Raw genomic sequence first — 16,277 nt, 5'->3', positions numbered from 1 at the left:
GGCGGAATTGCCCGAGCAATGGCGTTCGTTTGGACCACCCCAGACCGCGCCGATCCGAATGGCCTGGGGTCACTCGCGCCCAGACCGGCGATCAGTCGTCGCCCATATATTCGCGCAACGACTGCGGCGAATGGTTCTCTCCGATCGACATCGCCAGGATGCGCGAAATGTGCCGGCGCGGCAGCCTCGTGTCCGCCGCCCATTGATTGATCTGGGCCTGGATCTTGTCGAGGTCCCTCTTCGAAGTCGGGCTTTCGGCGATATCGAGGCCAGTGTCACGAAGGGCGGCCGCCATGTCGGCCGAAATGACGAAGGCGTCCCAGCCCAGCCAGCGCAGGAAATACTGGCCGGTATTGCCGCCGAGCCGGCTGCCATGCTTGCCGAGATAGGCCATCAGTCCGACCTGATCATCCGCTGGCCAGTCGGCAAGGAAATGGCCGAAGCCGCCATGTTCCTTGGACACGCGTTCGACGAAGGCAGCGTTGTCGCGGACCGATTTGATCTTCTGCGGATTGCGCACGATGCGCTGGTCGGAAGCCAGATCGTGCCAGAAATCATCAGGCTGGAACAACAGCCGCTTCGGCTCGAAGCGCAGAAACGCCTCCTCGAAACCCGGCCATTTCTGTTCGATGACGCGCCAGACAAAACCGGCGGCAAAGATTCGCTCGGCCATGGTCGACAGAATGCGATCGTCCGGGATGTCGGCGACTGCGGCATTGTCGGGCACCGGCCCCAGCAACGACAAAAGCTCCGCCTCGCCGCCCTTGCGTTTTGCCGCGCGCAGACGAATTTTCTTGAAATCTGCCATGGGTCCCTCGCTGTTGGCTTGAATGTAACACTTCCCGCGAGGACCGGCAGCCTCTACGTCTATCTCCACTGACGACGGAGACTGCCATGTACAAGACGATCGACGACCTGGCGAACCGCTGGCTCAAGCGACGCCCGGATGGCCTCAGCCTATTGGAAAGCCGGGTGCTGCAATCGACGCTCGAACGCACCACGATCTCCAGGGACACCAACAAGGCGGTTGCTTTCCACCAGACCTTTGGCGACCGGCTTGCCGACACCATCGCCCGCATCGGCGGCTCGTGGTCCTTCATCCTCGGCTTCCTTGCCTTTCTGGTCCTGTGGACCGCGGGCAATGTCTGGCTGTTGACGCGCGACGCCTTCGACCCCTACCCGTTCATCTTCCTCAATCTGGTGCTGTCGATGGTCGCCGCCTTGCAGGCGCCGGTTATCATGATGGCGCAGAACCGCCAGACCGAACGTGACCGTATCGATGCCGCCCACGACTACGAGGTCAATCTGAAGGCCGAAATCGAGATCATGGCGCTCCACGAAAAACTGGATGAACTGCGCCACAGCCAGATCATCGGCATGCGCGACGAGATCGTGCGGCTGGCGGAAGTGGTCAAGCGGATCGACGAGAGGCTGGCGCAGCAGAAGTCGACCCCATGACCGACGCGATCCATCATTTCATCGAACAGTACGGGCTGCTCGCCGTCTTCGTCGGCTGTGTCGCCGAGGGGGAAAGTGCCGCGATCCTCGGCGGCTTCTTCGCCCACCAGCATGTTTTCGTGCTCTGGCACGCCTTTGTCGCGGCAGCGCTCGGCGCCTTCGTCGGCGATACCTTCTTCTTCATCCTGGGCAGAAGTTTCGCAGACAACCGTCATGTCGTCAGGCTGCGCAGGCGGCCCGGCTTCCGCCGTGCCTACCGCCTGCTCAACACCCATCCCAACATCTTCGTGCTATCGAACCGCTATGTCTACGGCATGCGCCTGGTCGGCGGCATCGCGGCCGGCCTGTCGACCATAGCAGCACCCCGCTTCGTCATCCTCAACGCCATCTCATCGATAATCTGGGCGGTGCTGTTCAGCACCATTGGCTACGTTTTCGGGCTGGGCGCCGAGCATTTCGTTGGCCAGGCCTTGCTGCGCCACGAACGACTGCTGATCGGGCTCGGCATCGGCCTCACCGTGGCCGTGCTGGCCTGGCTTGTCGCCCGCCACATCGCCAGGCGCGAGCGTCGCCGGGAACAGTGACGGCGCCAGCCTCCATGGTCGGGCGGAAGGTCAGATGGGAAAGCCTGTGATCCGCTCGATGAGCGCGATGCCCCAGACGCCGGCGACGATGAACACCGAAATCAGCACGGCCAGCGAACCGCAATCCTTGGCCAGCTGGATGTCGACGTTGAACTCGCGGCTGAACGCATCGCAGGCGGCCTCGATCCCGGTGTTGAGCACCTCGACCATGATCAGGAGCAGCACCGCCCCGATCAGCAAGGCGTAGCCACGCCACGAGACGGAAACGAACCACCCCGCCGGCAAGGCGAGCAGCAACAGCAGCAATTCCTGCTGGAAAGCCTTCTCGCTGGCAGCCAGCTTGCGAAACGCCCGTACCGAATTGAAAAAAGCGTCGATCAGCCGCTGCATGCCCAAACCTCTTTCCGAGTTACCGGCACGAGATAAAGCAACGGCCCGATCAAGGGAATAAGGCGTCTCGTCCAAAATTCATTCGGCGACCGCTATCGAAGGCGTCGACTTTTCAAATTGCGGCAGCCCGTCGTCGATCGAATAATAGTCGCCCTTGTCGCCAACGAAGATATGACAGTCGCCCTTGAGGCCTGTCGGCTTGTCGAACGATCCCGCCATGACCGAAATGTAGCCTTGATCCCTCGGCTTCCAGAAAAGCACCGAACCGCATGCCTTGCAGAAGCCGCGCCTGGCGAAAGCGGATGCCTCATACCAGGTGATGCTTTCGGCGCCCTCGATGACGATGTCGGCGTCGGCAACATTGGTCGCGGCATAGAAATGCCCGCTCTGCTTCCTGCATTGCGAGCAATGGCAGTAGACGACACCACGCAACGCTCCGTGCGTCCGGAAGCGGACCGCTCCGCACAGGCATGATCCCCGGTGACTGTCGCTCATTTTGGCACCCCTTGAAGAAACCTCGTCCAGCATCAATGCCAGGATTCCAGCTTTGCGGGGACTGCGCGCAAGCAAATACGACATCGATTGGCGTGGCTAATTTCGAAATTCAGTTTCATTTCCAGCAGCGCCCCGCACGGATTTCGAATCCAACGCGCCGAATTGGGTCTTGTCTCGCGACGGAGGTGCGAAAATTTACGCTTCTACAGCCACAGGTAGAGAAAACTTGTGGAAATCGTGCAAATTAAGGAAACTTTAGCGCTGCCGCATTTATGGTTACGCCAAGCGAAGGTCGTGGGTGGGGACAGGTCTCTTCGCAAGATGTTTCGGACTATCGGGTAGCGCTCCCCAGGGCGGCGATCAATGGAACCCGCAATTCCGCGTCGGGATCCGAGGGGACGAGTGAATTAGACATGCAGCCGGCATCCGCCCCAACCGAACAAGGCACCGATATCGTATCTGCCGTGGTCGCCACGATGCGCCAGCTTGGCGTGCTTGGCCTGCCGCGCAACTATGAGATCTTCTACGAGGCCCTGAGCGGCACCAATCGCGAGCTCAGCCTTGCTGTGCTCTCGCTGAGCAACCGGCCGACACAGGACGAGTTGGACAAGATCGGCCGTTCTTTCTTTGCCCATAACCATGGCCCAGACATTGTCGAGCATGCGCGGGACGTCATCGCCAGGGAGCTCGAGGAAGTCGCATCGCTGTTGCGGAGCGAGCGCGGCCACATCGAAAAATACGGCAGGATTCTCGATGAGACATCGAGCGGCCTGAGTAACCGAAGCCTGCTTTCGCAGGATCTCCTGCACAAGATCGCCAACGCCATGTCGGTCGCCACCAACTCGACCATTGATCATGGCCGGCAGGTCGCCTCGACGCTCAACGACAAGACGACCGAACTCGAGAGCGTCAAGTCGAAGCTCGAAGAGTACAAGCGGCTCGCCGACACCGATCCGTTGACCCACATCTGGAACCGGCGCGCCTTCGACAAGGAAATCACCCGAATCTACAACAGCAACAAGGGCATCCTGTTCAATGCCCTGATCCTTGCCGACATCGATCGGTTCAAGGATATCAATGATCGCTATGGTCACCCGGTCGGCGACAAGATCATCCAGATCATCGCCGACATTTTCCAGACCAGCATCCGCGGCGGCATGTTCGTCGCCCGCACCGGTGGCGAGGAGTTCGCGCTGATCATCGAGGGCGCCAGCGAAGACGCCACCTGCGAGATCGCCGAGCGCATTCGCGCCCTGATCGAACAGACGCCGTTCACCAGCAGCCAGACCGGTATGAATTACGGCACCGTGACGGTGTCGATGGGCATCTGCATGGCGTCGGAGGCCGAAGGCCCCGAGGACCTCTACACGAAAGCCGACCGTGCGCTCTACCGCTCCAAGGTCAGCGGCCGCAACCGCGTCACCAAGCATTCCACCATGGCCGGCCGCGCCGGCAAGAGCTGGCTGCTCTACAAGAAGGACTGATCGCGCCCGGCCCTGCGCCCGCGACGAATGCCCTTGGGCCATGTCGGACCGAAGCGCCAGCGCAATCAAACATAGGCGAAGCCGGCGGCGATCGCGCCCAGGGCGCCAAGAGCCAGCGAGCCTATCCACGGCCAGCGCTTGCCACGGGTGATGATGGAAAGTGTCGCGACGGCGATCGAGATGTGCAGCAGCGTCACGGCAAATGTCAGAACATGGTGCCGATGTTCCCGCAGGTCGCTGTCACGCAGCTTTTCATCGACCTGCTTTTCAAATTCGGTCGCCTTGGCCTCTATCTCCGCGCCGTCGGCTTCATTGCGCTTGGCGTTGGCCTGGAATTGGCCGGCAGCGGGGCCGCCCATTGCCGCCGCGATCTCATAGCTGTTCTTCTTGATGCTCTTTGCCTGGAAGAAGCTCCACTGATCGCTGGCCTTGTTCTGGAGGTAGGCCGCCTCGCTCTTGTCGTTGATCGCCTCGGCGGTTTCGAGCGACTCGAAGCTGCCGACCGTCGCGGCAAGAACCGCCAGCACCGCAATGGTCACGGAGACCGTGGTCAGAAAGGGATTGCCCTCATGCGCGGCATGTTCGGCATGCTCGGCGTTCTCGAGGTGCTCCTGGGTGGAGTCTTCCATTGCCATTCGCCGATTCCTAGCCGGATAACATGATCTCGGCGGCGAACGTTCACCTCAATCTTGGTTTTGCAATGATCGCGCCGGCATAAATTTCCGTAAGGTTTGGCACGTCGATCACGGTGACGGCATGGCCCGACACGAAAAAAGGCGCCTGATTTCTCCGGCGCCTTCCTGTTTCGATCGGTCGGGATCGACCGTTCAGCCGTTCACAGCCTGCTTGTGCTGCACCGGATGGCTTTTCTTCAGGAGGTCCGAGACCAGGAAGGCCAGTTCGATCGCCTGGTCGGCATTGAGGCGCGGGTCGCAATGGGTGTGATAGCGGTCCTGCAATTCCTCTGCCGTGATGGCGCGCGCGCCACCGGTGCATTCGGTGACGTTCTTGCCGGTCATCTCGACATGGATGCCGCCCGGATGCGTGCCTTCCGCGCGGTGCACCTCGAAGAAGGTCTGCACCTCCTTCAGGATGCGGTCGAACGGCCGCGTCTTGTAGCCGGCTGCCTCGATGGTGTTGCCGTGCATCGGGTCAGACGACCAGACCACGCTGCGGCCTTCCTTCTGCACCGCGCGCACCAGCTTCGGCAGATGATCAGCGACCTTGTCCGAACCAAAGCGCGCGATCAGCGTCAACCGGCCGGGCTCGTTCTCGGGGTTGAGCAGGTCGATCAGTTCCAGCAAGCCGTCAGCGGTCAGCGACGGGCCGCATTTCAAGCCGAGCGGGTTCTTGATGCCGCGGCAATACTCGACATGGGCATGGTCGGGCTGGCGCGTGCGGTCGCCGATCCAGATCATGTGGCCTGACGTGGCGTACCAGTCACCGGAGGTCGAGTCGACGCGGGTCAGCGCCTCTTCATAGCCGAGCAGCAACGCCTCGTGGCTGGTATAGAAATCGGTCTCGCGCAGCGCGTAGTTGGTCTCCGAGGTGATGCCGACGGCCTTCATGAAGTCCATCGTCTCGGTGATGCGGTTGGCGAGCGACTCGTACTTCTCGCCCTGCGGGCTGTCGGACACGAAGCCGAGCATCCAGCGATGCACGTTCTCCAGGCTGGCATAGCCGCCCTGCGCGAAAGCGCGCAAAAGGTTGAGCGTCGCCGCCGACTGGCGGTAGGCCATTTCCTGGCGGGCGGGGTCGGGAATGCGCGACTTCTGGTCGAATTCGATACCGTTGATGATATCGCCGCGATAGCTCGGCAACGTCACCTCGCCCTTGGTCTCATTGTCGGACGAACGCGGCTTGGCGAACTGGCCGGCGACGCGGCCGACCTTCACCACCGGCTGCGCGCCGGCGAAGGTGAGCACCACCGACATCTGCAGGAAGACGCGGAAGAAGTCGCGGATGTTGTCGGCGCCATGTTCGGCAAAGCTCTCGGCGCAATCGCCACCCTGGAGCAGGAAGGCTTCGCCGGCTGCGACCGCGGCGAGCTGCTTCTTCAGCTTGCGTGCCTCACCGGCAAAAACCAGCGGCGGAAAGGTGGCGAGCTGGGCTTCCGTGTTTTTCAGCGCGGCAAGGTCCGGATAGGCAGGAACCTGCTTGATCGGCTTTGCTCTCCACGAATTCGGCGACCATTTCGTCATCGCTGCACCCAACGCTCTTTCCGGCGAACACCCTCGCCCGCATTTCCACCCCTATATGGGTTGGCGGCTCCATACACGAAGCCGATTTCCTATTCTAGACCGGAATTTCAGCTCTGGCGAATGGGCAGGGTGGGCTATGCCGCCTTCTCCACCAGCCGCGCCAGTTGCGTCATGACCACCGCCGAGCCCGCCAGACGCTTCTCGGCCGTTGGCCAGTCGCGGGTAAAGACGACACTGTGGTCGGGCCGGATCTTGGCCAGCGAGCCTTGCTCGCCGATGAACTTGACCAGCCCGACCGGGTTGGAGAATTCGCGCTTGCGGAAATGGATGACGACGCCCTTCGGCCCGGCATCGAGCTTCTCGACATTGGCCTTGCGGCAGAGCGCCTTGATGAAGACGATCTTCAGGAGATGCTTCACCTCGTCCGGCAGCGGGCCGAACCGGTCGATGAGTTCGGCGCCAAAGGCGTCGATCTCCTCGGTGTTTTCGAGGTCGCCAAGGCGGCGGTAGAGCGCCAGCCTGAGCTGCAGGTCCGGCACATAGCTTTCCGGGATCATCACCGCCGTGCCGACGGCGATCTGCGGCGACCAGCCGCCATCCTGGACCTCGCCGGAATCCTTCACCTCGGCGACGGCCTCCTCCAGCATCTGCTGGTAGAGTTCGAAGCCTACCTCCTTGATGTGGCCGGACTGTTCTTCACCCAGAAGATTGCCGGCGCCCCTGATATCGAGATCGTGGCTGGCGAGCTGGAAGCCGGCGCCGAGCGTGTCGAGCGATTGCAGCACCTTCAGCCGGCGTTCGGCGGTGTCGGTCAGCTTGCGGTTGGCCGGCAGCGTGAACAGCGCATAGGCGCGCACCTTGGAGCGGCCGACGCGGCCGCGCAACTGGTAGAGCTGCGACAGGCCGAACATGTCGGCGCGATGGATGATCAGCGTGTTGGCGGTCGGTATGTCGAGACCGGACTCGACGATGGTGGTCGACAAAAGCACATCATATTGCCCGTCGTAGAAGGCGTTCATGATGTCATCGAGTTCGCCCGGCGGCATCTGGCCATGGGCCACCGCCACCTTCAATTCGGGAACAGATTCCTTCAGGAAATCATGGATTTCCGCGAGATCGCTGATGCGCGGAACAACATAGAAGGAATGCCCGCCGCGATAACGCTCGCGCAGCAGCGTCTCGCGAATGACCAGCGGATCGAAGGGCGAGATGAAAGTGCGCACGGCCATGCGGTCGACCGGCGGCGTGGCGATCAGCGACAGTTCGCGCACGCCGGTCAGCGCCAGTTGCAGCGTACGCGGGATCGGCGTCGCCGACAGCGTCAGCACGTGGACATCGGTCTTCAGGTCCTTCAGCCGTTCCTTGTGCTTGACGCCGAAGTGCTGCTCCTCGTCGATGATCAGCAGGCCGAGATTCTTGAACGAGATCGAGGATCCGAGCAGCGCATGGGTGCCGACGACGATGTCGACCTGGCCCTCGGCCAGCGCCTTCTTCGTCTCGGCCAGTTCCTTGGCGCCGACCAGCCGTGAGGCCTGGGCGACACGGATCGGCAGGCCGGAAAAACGCTGCGAAAACGTCTTGAAATGCTGGCGTGACAACAGCGTCGTCGGCACCACCACGGCGACTTGGAACCCTTCCATGGCGGCGATGAAAGCCGCGCGCAGCGCCACTTCGGTCTTGCCGAAGCCGACATCGCCACAGATCAGCCGGTCCATCGGCTTGCCGGCGCCAAGGTCGTCGCGCACCGAATCGATCGCCGTCTGCTGGTCGTCGGTTTCCTCATAGGGGAAACGGGCCGAGAATTCGTCATAGAGGCCTTCGGCCGGCACCAGTGCCGGTGCGGCGCGCATCTGCCGCTCGGCGGCGATGCGGATCAGCTGCCCGGCCATGTCGAGCAGGCGCCGCTTCAGCTTTGCCTTGCGCGACTGCCAGGCACCACCGCCAAGCTTGTCCAGCGTCGCTTCGGCTGTATCAGAACCGTAGCGCGACAGAAGCTCGATGTTCTCCACCGGCAGGAACAGCCGGTCGTCGCCGGCATAGTGGATTTCCAGGCAATCATGCGGCGCACCGACCGCCTCGATGGTGCGCAAGCCGATGAAGCGGCCAATACCATGGTCGGCATGGACGACGATATCGCCGGCCGACAAGGCCGAGGCCTCGGCAATGAAGTCGGATGCGCGCTTCTTGCGCTTCGAACGCCGGATCAGCCGGTCGCCCAGAATATCCTGTTCGGCGACGACGACCAGTTTTTCGGTCTCGAAGCCGGATTCGAGCGGCAGCACGGCAAGAGCCGCCTGCCCCGGCTCGAGCCGTTCGGCTTCCGCCAGCGTCTCGACCTGCTTGAGATTGCCGAGATGATGCTCGGCCAGGATCTGGCCAAGCCGGTCGAGCGAGCCTTCGGTCCAGCCGGCGATGACGACACGGCGGCGCGCGGCGCGCTCGTCGGCGATGTGTCTGACGACCACATCGAACACGTTGACGTTCGGATCGGCGCGCTCCTCGACGAAGCTGCGGCCATGGCGCGAGCCGGCGTGATAGACCTTTTTCGCACCGGCATCGGGCGCATCAAAGGGCGTGAAATCGATCGCTTCGCGTGGCCCGAGCGAGGCGATCAGGTTTTCCGGCGACAAGTAGAGCAGATCGGGCGCCACTGGTTTGTAGGGCACCGCATCTTTCAACGCAGCGTCAGCCTGCTTTTTACGCGCCTCGTAATGATCCAGGATCAGCGTGTGACGCTCAGCCAACGCCTCATGCGCCAGATGGTCGAAAACAACCGGCGTGTCCGGCAGATAGTCGAACACCGTCTCCAGCCGGTCGTAGAAGAACGGCAGCCAGTGCTCCATGCCGGCAAAGCGCCTGCCCTCGCTGACCGCCGCGTAAAGCCCGTCGTCGCGCTGCGGCGCGCCAAAGGCTTCGATGTAGGAGCGGCGGAAGCGGCTGATGGTTTCGGGCGTCAATGCCACTTCGCTCATCGCCTGCAATGCCATCGACTTGCGCTGGCCGGTGGTGCGCTGCGTGGCGGCGTCGAAGACGCGGATCGATTCCAGCGTGTCGCCGAAGAAATCGAGCCTCAGCGCCTCGGTCCAGCCCGGAGCGAACAGGTCGAGAATGCCGCCGCGCACCGCGAATTCGCCGATGCCGCGCACCGTCGGCACGCGTTCGAAGCCTGACGTTTCCAGCCGCGACACCAGCGCATTCATGTCGATCTGGTTGCCGGGCCTTGCGTGAAACGTCTGTGCCTCGACAAGGTCGGCCGGCGGAATGCGCTGCAGCAACGCATTGGCGGTGGTGAGGATGACGGCGCGGTGCGGCTTCTTGGCCAGCGCGATCATCGCGGTCAGCGCATCGAGGCGTTTGGCGGCGGCATCCGAACCGGGCGAGACGCGGTCGTAGGGCAGACAATCCCAGGCCGGCAGTTCCAGCACCGGCAGGCCGGGTGCCGCGAAAGCCAGAGCCTCGATGATCGCCGGCAGGCGTTGGCCGTCGCGCGCCACGAACAGCACCGGCTTGTCGGGCGCGATTTCCAGGGCCGCCTGCACCAGCGCGAAGGCTTCATAGCCATCGGCGACGCCGTCGACGATGAACTGGCCGGCGCGGCCTTTCGGCAGACCAATGGTGGGAATGAGGCTCATCAGATCACGGTCTTGTCTATCGCAATTCCGGGCGGAAAACCGCTTCGCACTTTTCCTGGAATTGCTTGTTTTCAGTTTGTCGCAATTCCGGACGGAAAACCGCTTCGCACTTTTCCTGGAATTGCTTGTGTTCAGAAAGTCATGGTCCGGCGGGACGCCAGGATCTTTTGCAGGACGGCGCAGTCGATATCCGCCGGGATCGGCCGTTCGCCGGTGATCAACGGCAGGAATTCGGTGTCGGGAATGTCGAGGAGCCTCTCATATTGGTCGATTTCCTCGTCGGTCAAGGCACCGATCTCGGCGTCGGCGAAGGTGCCGAGGATCAGATCCATCTCGCGCATGCCGCGATGCCAGGAACGGAACAAGAGCTTGCGGCGGTGGGTGTCCAGCCCCTCGCTTGATCGTTTCGTTCCGGTCATTGTGCCGCATCCTCGCTTGCTGCGGCGCATATAGCGTGGATAGAAGGTGCTGTCAGCCTTGCGCTGAGGCCGTCGCGACATAAGCTGACATCATGCGTCCTTCCATCCTCGATCCGCTGTTCGTCCCGATCACTTCGCTTGCCGGCGTCGGGCCGAAGGTTGGCGCGCTGATCGAGAAGGTGGTCACGGCTGATCTTGGTGATCGCGCGGCCCGCGCGGGCGACCTTCTGTTCGTGCTGCCGCATACCGTCATCGACCGCCGCAGCCGGCCAGGTATTGCTGGGTCCGCGGAAGGCCAGATCGTCACGCTCGACGTGCGCATCGACCGCCACCAGCCTCCGCCGCGCGGCAACAGGTCGGTGCCCTACAGGGTCTACGCCCATGACGATACCGGCGAAATCGGCCTGACCTTTTTCCATGCGCACGCCGCCTACCTCGAAAAGGCGATGCCTGTCGGCGAACATGTCGTGGTCTCGGGCCGCATGGAATGGTTCAACGGCCGCCCGACCATGGTCCATCCCGACCATATCGCGCTGGCCAGCGAGGCGGAAAACCTGCCGCTGGTCGAACCGGTCTATCCGCTGACCGCGGGGCTCTCTGGCAAGGTGCTGCGCCGGGCGATCGGCCAGGCGCTGGCGCGCTTGCCCGAATTGCCGGAATGGCAGGACGGCGCCTTCATGCGCCGGCACACCTTTCCCACCTTTGCCGACGCGCTTACCCGTATCCACAATCCGGCGGACCCGATCGACGTTTCCATCGACGGCGCTGCCTGGCGGCGTCTTGCCTATGACGAGTTGCTGGCGGGCCAGGTCTCTCTGGCGCTGGTGCGGGCAAAGATCCGCCGTCTGTCTGGGCGCCCCCTGGTCGGCGACGGCCGCATCGTCGAGAAACTGCGTGCGGCCCTTCCCTATTCGCTCACTGCAAGCCAGGAATTCGCGCTCGCCGAAATCAATGCGGACCTCGCCGACCCCGAGCGCATGCTTCGGCTTCTGCAGGGCGATGTCGGTTCGGGCAAGACGGTGGTCGCTCTGCTTGCCATGGCGCGCGCCGTCGAGGCGGGCGGCCAGGCGGCACTGATGGCGCCGACCGAAATCCTGGCGCGCCAGCATCTGGCGACGATCGCGCCGCTTGCCGCCAAGGTTGGGCTGCGCATCGCCATCCTTACCGGCCGCGAGAAAGGCCGCGAACGCACCGAAACGCTGGCTGGCCTGGCGAGCGGCGAGATCGACATCGTCGTCGGCACCCATGCCCTGTTCCAGGAGACGGTCACCTTCCACGACCTGGTCCTGGCCGTGATCGACGAACAGCATCGCTTCGGCGTTCACCAACGGCTCGCCATCACCGCCAAGGGCGATGCGCCCGACATGCTGGTGATGACCGCGACGCCTATTCCGCGCACGCTGGTGCTGACCGCCTTCGGCGACATGGATGTCTCGAAGCTGACGGAAAAACCGGCTGGCCGCCAGCCGATCCGCACTGTCACACTGCCGCTTGAGCGTCTCGACGAACTGGTCGGCCGCATGGAGGACGCGGTCGCCGGTGGCCAGAAGATCTACTGGATCTGCCCGTTGGTGGAAGAATCGGAAGAGATCAAGCTGATGTCGGCCGAGGATCGCTTTGCTTCGCTGAAGCCGCTGTTCGGCGACCGCATCGGCCTCGTCCATGGCCGCATGAAGGGCGCCGAGAAGGACGAGGCGATGCGTGCCTTCAAGGAGGGCGAGACCCGCATCCTGATCGCCACCACGGTCATCGAGGTCGGTGTCGACGTGCCCGACGCCACCGTCATGGTCATCGAGCATGCCGAACGCTTTGGCCTTGCGCAGTTGCACCAGCTGCGCGGCCGCGTCGGGCGCGGCGACAAGCCCTCCTCCTGCGTGCTGCTCTACAAGGACCCGCTCGGCGAGACCGCAAAACGCCGGCTGTCGGTGATGCGCGAAACCGAGGACGGCTTTTTGATCGCCGAGGAAGATCTGAAACTGCGCGGCGAAGGCGAGCTTTTGGGGACCCGCCAGTCCGGTACGCCGGGGTTCCAGGTGGCGCGCATCGAGGCGCATGCCGATCTGCTGGAAGCAGCCCGCGACGATGCGAGGCTGATCCTGTCGCGCGACCCCGAGTTGCAGTCCGACCGGGGTGAGGCGCTGCGCCTGCTGCTCTACTTGTTCGGCCGCGACGAGGCGGTGCGGCTCTTGCGCGCCGGATGAGGTCCTAGCGGCGGATTGGCGACCGTTCCGTTGATCGGCTCGCCGTTCAGCGTCACCAATTTCGTCTTCACCTCGGGCGCCACCAGCCCGGCGGAGACGATGAGCTTGGCGCCGTCCTCGATCGTCATGTCGAGCAGCACGATGTCCGACTTCGGCACGTACATCAGGAATCCGGTTGTCGGATTCGGTGTGCAAGGCATGAACACGGCAATCAGCGGATCGCCTTCCTGGTCGAGCTTCTCATTGATCTCGGTTTCTTTTTCGCTGGCGACAAAGACCAGCGACCACACGCCCTTGCGTGGATATTCGACCAGCCCGACCTGGCGGAACATGTCGCCCTTGTTCGACAGCACGGTCTCGAAAATCTGCTTCAGCGAGCCATAGATACCGCGCACCAGCGGCATGCGGCCAAGCAGGCGCTCGCCGAAACCGACAATGGCGCGGCCGACAATGTTGGCGGCGAGGAAACCGATCAGCGTGATCAGGATCAGGGCGACGATCAGCCCGAATCCCGGAACCGGAAATGGCAAATAGGTGTCGGGGCTGTAACGCGCCGGAATATAGGGCTTTACCCAGGAATCGACCCAGCCGATGAACGACCAGGCGATATAGGCGGTGATCGCCAGCGGCGCGCAGACGATGAAGCCCGTGAGGAAATAGTTCCTCAGCCGGGTCATGCCGGAGGTCTTCGGAGCATCGGACATGGTTCACCGGGGCGCGGGTTGCAGCGCAACATTAGTGAACCGGACGGCCGTTTGGAACTGCGAAGTTTTTAAAGGACTCGCTTATAACGCGGCTTTCAGTGTTCCAAATGGAAGCTGCTTCCGTTCGCGATTAGCCGAAACATCCCTCCCTTCGTCATCCACGGGCGGAGCAAGGAGCGAAGCGACGCGGCGCAGACCCGAGGATCCATTCCGTGACGTCGGCCGAAGAATGCAACCCGTCAGAATGGTCGCCCGATCATCCATCCGTTATTGTTCACGCATGACGGGCTATGTCTATATGACAGCAAGCAAGAAGCACGGCACCATCTACACTGGTGTCACAAACGATCTCGGCCGTCGGATGCCGGAGCACAGATCCGGCGAAGGCTCGCGCTTTACCGGGCGCTACGGCGTGCAGCGCCTGGTCTGGTACGAGGAATATTTCGACATTCGCGATGCCATCCAGCGCGAAAAATCACTGAAACGCTGGCCGCGCCAATGGAAGATCGAACTGATCGAGAAGGCTAATCCGGAGTGGTTTGAGCTTTTCCGCGGCACTGGATGGTAGCGCCTAATTCTGCGACGCTTTGATCCGACCCAACGTCACGGAATGGATCCTCGGGTCTGTGCAGGAGCTTCGCTCCTGCTCCGCCCGTGGATGACGAGAAACAGAGGTTCCGCCCGATCGCAAGTCGAGCAACTCGTTACGCTATTAGCGACCTGCCACAGCGGCAAAACTTACTCCACCGTGACGGATTTCGCCAGGTTGCGGGGCTGGTCGACGTCGGTGCCCATGAAGACGGCGGTGAAATAGGCCAGCATCTGGATCGGCAGCGCGTAGATGATCGGCGAGATGATTTCGGGCACGTCCGGCAGAATGATGGTCTCCATCGTCTTCACGCTCGCCTGAGCCGCCCCCTTGCTGTCGGTGATCAGGATGATCTTGCCGCCGCGCGCCGCCACTTCCTGCATGTTGGACACGGTCTTCTCGAAGATGCGGTCATGCGGCGCGATCACGATGACCGGCATGTTCTCGTCGATCAGCGCGATCGGTCCATGCTTCAACTCGCCCGCCGCATAACCTTCGGCGTGGATGTAGGAGATTTCCTTGAGCTTCAGCGCGCCTTCCATGGCCAGCGGGAAATTGGTGTCGCGGCCGAGATAGAGCACATCGGAATAGCGTGACAGCTCCCGCGCGATGCGCTCGATCTGCTCCTCGAGCTTGAGCACCTGGTTGGCATAGCGCGGCGCCTCCGAGAGCGCCCGCACCAGGGTTTTCTCCTCATCCTTCGAGATCGCCCCGCGCGCCACGCCGGCGCGCACCGCAAGCGATGCCAGCACCGAGAGCTGGCAAGTAAAAGCCTTGGTCGAGGCGACGCCGATCTCGGGCCCAGCAAGCGTCGGCAGCACGACATCGGATTCGCGCGCCATGGTCGATTCCCGCACATTGACGACGGCGCCGATCTTCATGCCGGCCTTGCGGCAGTAGCGCAGCGAGGCCAGCGTGTCGGCGGTCTCGCCCGACTGCGAGATGAAGAAGGCGGCATCGTTGGCCGACAGCGGCATCTCGCGATAGCGGAACTCCGAGGCGACATCGATGTCGACCGGCAGCCGCGCATAGCGCTCGAACCAGTATTTGCCGATCAGGCCGGCGAGATAGGCGGTGCCGCAGGCCGAGATCGCCAGCCGGCCGATCTTGGCGAAGTCGAACGGCAGGTCGAGCGGCTTGGAGACGCCGGAGACGAAGTCGACATAATGCGCCAGCGTGTGCGAGATCACCTCGGGCTGCTCATGGATCTCCTTCTCCATGAAATGCCGGCGGTTGCCCTTGTCGACCATGAAGGAGGTCGACAGCGACTGCTGGCGCTTGCGCTCGACCTGTCTGCCGTCGATGTCGAAGATGGCGACGCTGTCGCGGCGCACCACCGCCCAGTCGCCGTCCTCGAGATAGGTGATCGAATTGGTGAAGGGCGCCAGCGCGATGGCGTCGGAGCCCAAAAACATCTCGCCGTCGCCATGGCCGACGGCCAGTGGCGGGCCGTTGCGGGCGCCGACGATCAGGTCTTCGTCGCCCTTGAACATGATGGCCAGCGCAAAGGCGCCTTCGAGCCGCTTCAGCGCCTGGTGCGCCGCCTCGACGGGCTTGCGCCCCCTGGCCAGTTCGCGCGCCACCAGATGGGCGACGACCTCGGTGTCGGTCTGCGAGGAGAAGGAATAGCCGTCGCGCGTCAGTTCATCGCGCAGTTCGGCGAAATTCTCGATGATGCCATTGTGGACGATGGCGACACCGTCGGAAAAATGCGGGTGCGCATTGGTTTCGTTGGGGACGCCATGGGTCGCCCAGCGCGTGTGGCCGATGCCGATCGTGCCCTCGAGCGGCTCGTCCTTGAGCCGGCGTTCGAGATTGATCAGCTTGCCCTCGGCGCGACGGCGGCCAAGCTGCCCCTTCTCGATGGTGGCCACACCGGCCGAGTCATAGCCGCGATATTCCAACCGCTTCAGCGCGTCGACGATGAGCGGTGCAACCTGCGAGTGGCCGACGATTCCAACGATACCGCACATGCAGACAGTCCCCAATTCCCCATGGAAAACCAGCGCTATTTAGGGATGGCCGGCCTGCCGTGAAAGTCACATTGCATTTCGTCCGGTGTAACGGACGTTTCTCAACGCATGCACCATGCCAGACCGCTCTTGCAATCCGGTTACTGC

The 16,277-nt window shown here is 62.7% G+C and carries 14 protein-coding genes; 5 read left to right on the top strand and 9 right to left on the bottom strand.

The window, feature by feature from the left end; genetic code table 11:
* Nucleotides 1-91: 91 nt before the first annotated feature.
* Complete coding sequence (locus tag MesoLj_RS20905) at nucleotides 92-808, bottom strand: DNA-3-methyladenine glycosylase I (RefSeq protein ID WP_202322176.1); 717 nt, start codon at nucleotides 806-808, stop codon at nucleotides 92-94.
* Nucleotides 809-894: 86 nt separating this feature from the next.
* On the opposite strand from MesoLj_RS20905, the gene MesoLj_RS20900 reads away from it, so the two are divergent.
* Both MesoLj_RS20900 and MesoLj_RS20895 read left to right on the top strand, forming a co-directional pair.
* Nucleotides 895-1,458 carry a DUF1003 domain-containing protein gene (locus MesoLj_RS20900; RefSeq protein ID WP_140773324.1) on the top strand — a complete coding sequence of 188 codons (564 nt, stop codon included), beginning with the start codon at nucleotides 895-897 and terminating at the stop codon, nucleotides 1,456-1,458.
* On the top strand, nucleotides 1,455-2,042 hold the full coding sequence (locus MesoLj_RS20895) for a DedA family protein (RefSeq protein ID WP_202322173.1): 588 nt from the start codon (nucleotides 1,455-1,457) through the stop codon (nucleotides 2,040-2,042). The genes MesoLj_RS20900 and MesoLj_RS20895 overlap by 4 nt, the downstream gene beginning before the upstream one ends.
* Nucleotides 2,043-2,072: 30 nt before the next feature.
* On the opposite strand, the gene MesoLj_RS20890 is transcribed toward MesoLj_RS20895, so the two are convergent.
* Together MesoLj_RS20890 and MesoLj_RS20885 are read right to left on the bottom strand one after the other, a co-directional pair.
* Nucleotides 2,073-2,432 (bottom strand): diacylglycerol kinase, encoded by a 360-nt coding sequence (locus MesoLj_RS20890; protein ID WP_140773321.1) that lies wholly within the window; start codon nucleotides 2,430-2,432, stop codon nucleotides 2,073-2,075.
* A gap of 78 nt (nucleotides 2,433-2,510) precedes the next feature.
* Entirely contained in the window at nucleotides 2,511-2,927 is a 417-nt protein-coding gene (locus tag MesoLj_RS20885; protein ID WP_140773319.1) for a GFA family protein, read from the bottom strand.
* Between the two features lie 413 nt (nucleotides 2,928-3,340).
* On the opposite strand from MesoLj_RS20885, the gene MesoLj_RS20880 reads away from it, so the two are divergent.
* A complete protein-coding gene (locus MesoLj_RS20880) occupies nucleotides 3,341-4,411 on the top strand; it encodes a GGDEF domain-containing protein (RefSeq protein ID WP_202322171.1) in 1,071 nt (356 codons plus the stop codon).
* Between the two features lie 65 nt (nucleotides 4,412-4,476).
* Here the strand turns inward: MesoLj_RS20880 and MesoLj_RS20875 are convergent, their stop codons facing one another.
* The 4 genes from MesoLj_RS20875 to MesoLj_RS20860 form a co-directional block, all read right to left on the bottom strand.
* Nucleotides 4,477-5,046, bottom strand: coding sequence for a DUF4337 family protein (locus MesoLj_RS20875; protein ID WP_244735114.1), 570 nt, complete (start codon nucleotides 5,044-5,046; stop codon nucleotides 4,477-4,479).
* A gap of 192 nt (nucleotides 5,047-5,238) precedes the next feature.
* A complete protein-coding gene (locus MesoLj_RS20870) occupies nucleotides 5,239-6,612 on the bottom strand; it encodes a class II 3-deoxy-7-phosphoheptulonate synthase (RefSeq protein WP_056576615.1) in 1,374 nt (457 codons plus the stop codon).
* A gap of 134 nt (nucleotides 6,613-6,746) precedes the next feature.
* Nucleotides 6,747-10,244, bottom strand: coding sequence for a transcription-repair coupling factor (gene mfd, locus MesoLj_RS20865; RefSeq protein ID WP_202322163.1), 3,498 nt, complete (start codon nucleotides 10,242-10,244; stop codon nucleotides 6,747-6,749).
* A gap of 131 nt (nucleotides 10,245-10,375) precedes the next feature.
* Nucleotides 10,376-10,663, bottom strand: a complete 288-nt coding sequence (locus tag MesoLj_RS20860) for a succinate dehydrogenase assembly factor 2 (RefSeq protein ID WP_202322162.1) — start codon at nucleotides 10,661-10,663, stop codon at nucleotides 10,376-10,378.
* A 92-nt stretch (nucleotides 10,664-10,755) separates the two neighbouring features.
* On the opposite strand from MesoLj_RS20860, the gene recG reads away from it, so the two are divergent.
* A complete protein-coding gene (gene recG / locus MesoLj_RS20855; RefSeq protein WP_202322161.1) occupies nucleotides 10,756-12,864 on the top strand; it encodes an ATP-dependent DNA helicase RecG in 2,109 nt (702 codons plus the stop codon).
* Here recG and MesoLj_RS20850 read toward each other — a convergent pair.
* Nucleotides 12,816-13,568, bottom strand: coding sequence for a DUF502 domain-containing protein (locus MesoLj_RS20850; RefSeq protein ID WP_056576606.1), 753 nt, complete (start codon nucleotides 13,566-13,568; stop codon nucleotides 12,816-12,818). The two genes, recG and MesoLj_RS20850, sit on opposite strands and share 49 nt — an antisense overlap.
* 280 nt (nucleotides 13,569-13,848) lie before the next feature.
* Between MesoLj_RS20850 and MesoLj_RS20845 the strand changes: the two genes are divergently transcribed.
* A complete protein-coding gene (locus MesoLj_RS20845) occupies nucleotides 13,849-14,136 on the top strand; it encodes a GIY-YIG nuclease family protein (protein WP_202322160.1) in 288 nt (95 codons plus the stop codon).
* A gap of 170 nt (nucleotides 14,137-14,306) precedes the next feature.
* Here MesoLj_RS20845 and glmS read toward each other — a convergent pair whose 3' ends face one another.
* On the bottom strand, nucleotides 14,307-16,130 hold the full coding sequence (gene glmS / locus MesoLj_RS20840) for a glutamine--fructose-6-phosphate transaminase (isomerizing) (protein ID WP_202322159.1): 1,824 nt from the start codon (nucleotides 16,128-16,130) through the stop codon (nucleotides 14,307-14,309).
* Between the last annotated feature and the right edge of the window lie 147 nt (nucleotides 16,131-16,277).

The organism is Mesorhizobium sp. 113-3-9 (genome assembly GCF_016756515.1).
Classification (GTDB): domain Bacteria; phylum Pseudomonadota; class Alphaproteobacteria; order Rhizobiales; family Rhizobiaceae; genus Mesorhizobium.
The sequence above is the reverse complement of the archived record's forward strand: the minus strand, read 5'-3'. Positions and strand labels throughout refer to the sequence as shown.

Coding starts and splice junctions, on each gene's coding strand:
- MesoLj_RS20895 (WP_202322173.1), top strand. CDS start 1,455: ATGACCGACGCGATCCATCATTTCATCGAACAGTACGGGCTGCTCGCC.
- mfd (WP_202322163.1), bottom strand. CDS start 10,244: ATGAGCCTCATTCCCACCATTGGTCTGCCGAAAGGCCGCGCCGGCCAG.
- MesoLj_RS20890 (WP_140773321.1), bottom strand. CDS start 2,432: ATGCAGCGGCTGATCGACGCTTTTTTCAATTCGGTACGGGCGTTTCGC.
- recG (WP_202322161.1), top strand. CDS start 10,756: ATGCGTCCTTCCATCCTCGATCCGCTGTTCGTCCCGATCACTTCGCTT.
- MesoLj_RS20845 (WP_202322160.1), top strand. CDS start 13,849: ATGACGGGCTATGTCTATATGACAGCAAGCAAGAAGCACGGCACCATC.
- MesoLj_RS20900 (WP_140773324.1), top strand. CDS start 895: ATGTACAAGACGATCGACGACCTGGCGAACCGCTGGCTCAAGCGACGC.
- MesoLj_RS20875 (WP_244735114.1), bottom strand. CDS start 5,046: ATGGCAATGGAAGACTCCACCCAGGAGCACCTCGAGAACGCCGAGCAT.
- glmS (WP_202322159.1), bottom strand. CDS start 16,130: ATGTGCGGTATCGTTGGAATCGTCGGCCACTCGCAGGTTGCACCGCTC.
- MesoLj_RS20850 (WP_056576606.1), bottom strand. CDS start 13,568: ATGTCCGATGCTCCGAAGACCTCCGGCATGACCCGGCTGAGGAACTAT.
- MesoLj_RS20885 (WP_140773319.1), bottom strand. CDS start 2,927: ATGAGCGACAGTCACCGGGGATCATGCCTGTGCGGAGCGGTCCGCTTC.
- MesoLj_RS20905 (WP_202322176.1), bottom strand. CDS start 808: ATGGCAGATTTCAAGAAAATTCGTCTGCGCGCGGCAAAACGCAAGGGC.
- MesoLj_RS20870 (WP_056576615.1), bottom strand. CDS start 6,612: ATGACGAAATGGTCGCCGAATTCGTGGAGAGCAAAGCCGATCAAGCAG.
- MesoLj_RS20880 (WP_202322171.1), top strand. CDS start 3,341: ATGCAGCCGGCATCCGCCCCAACCGAACAAGGCACCGATATCGTATCT.
- MesoLj_RS20860 (WP_202322162.1), bottom strand. CDS start 10,663: ATGACCGGAACGAAACGATCAAGCGAGGGGCTGGACACCCACCGCCGC.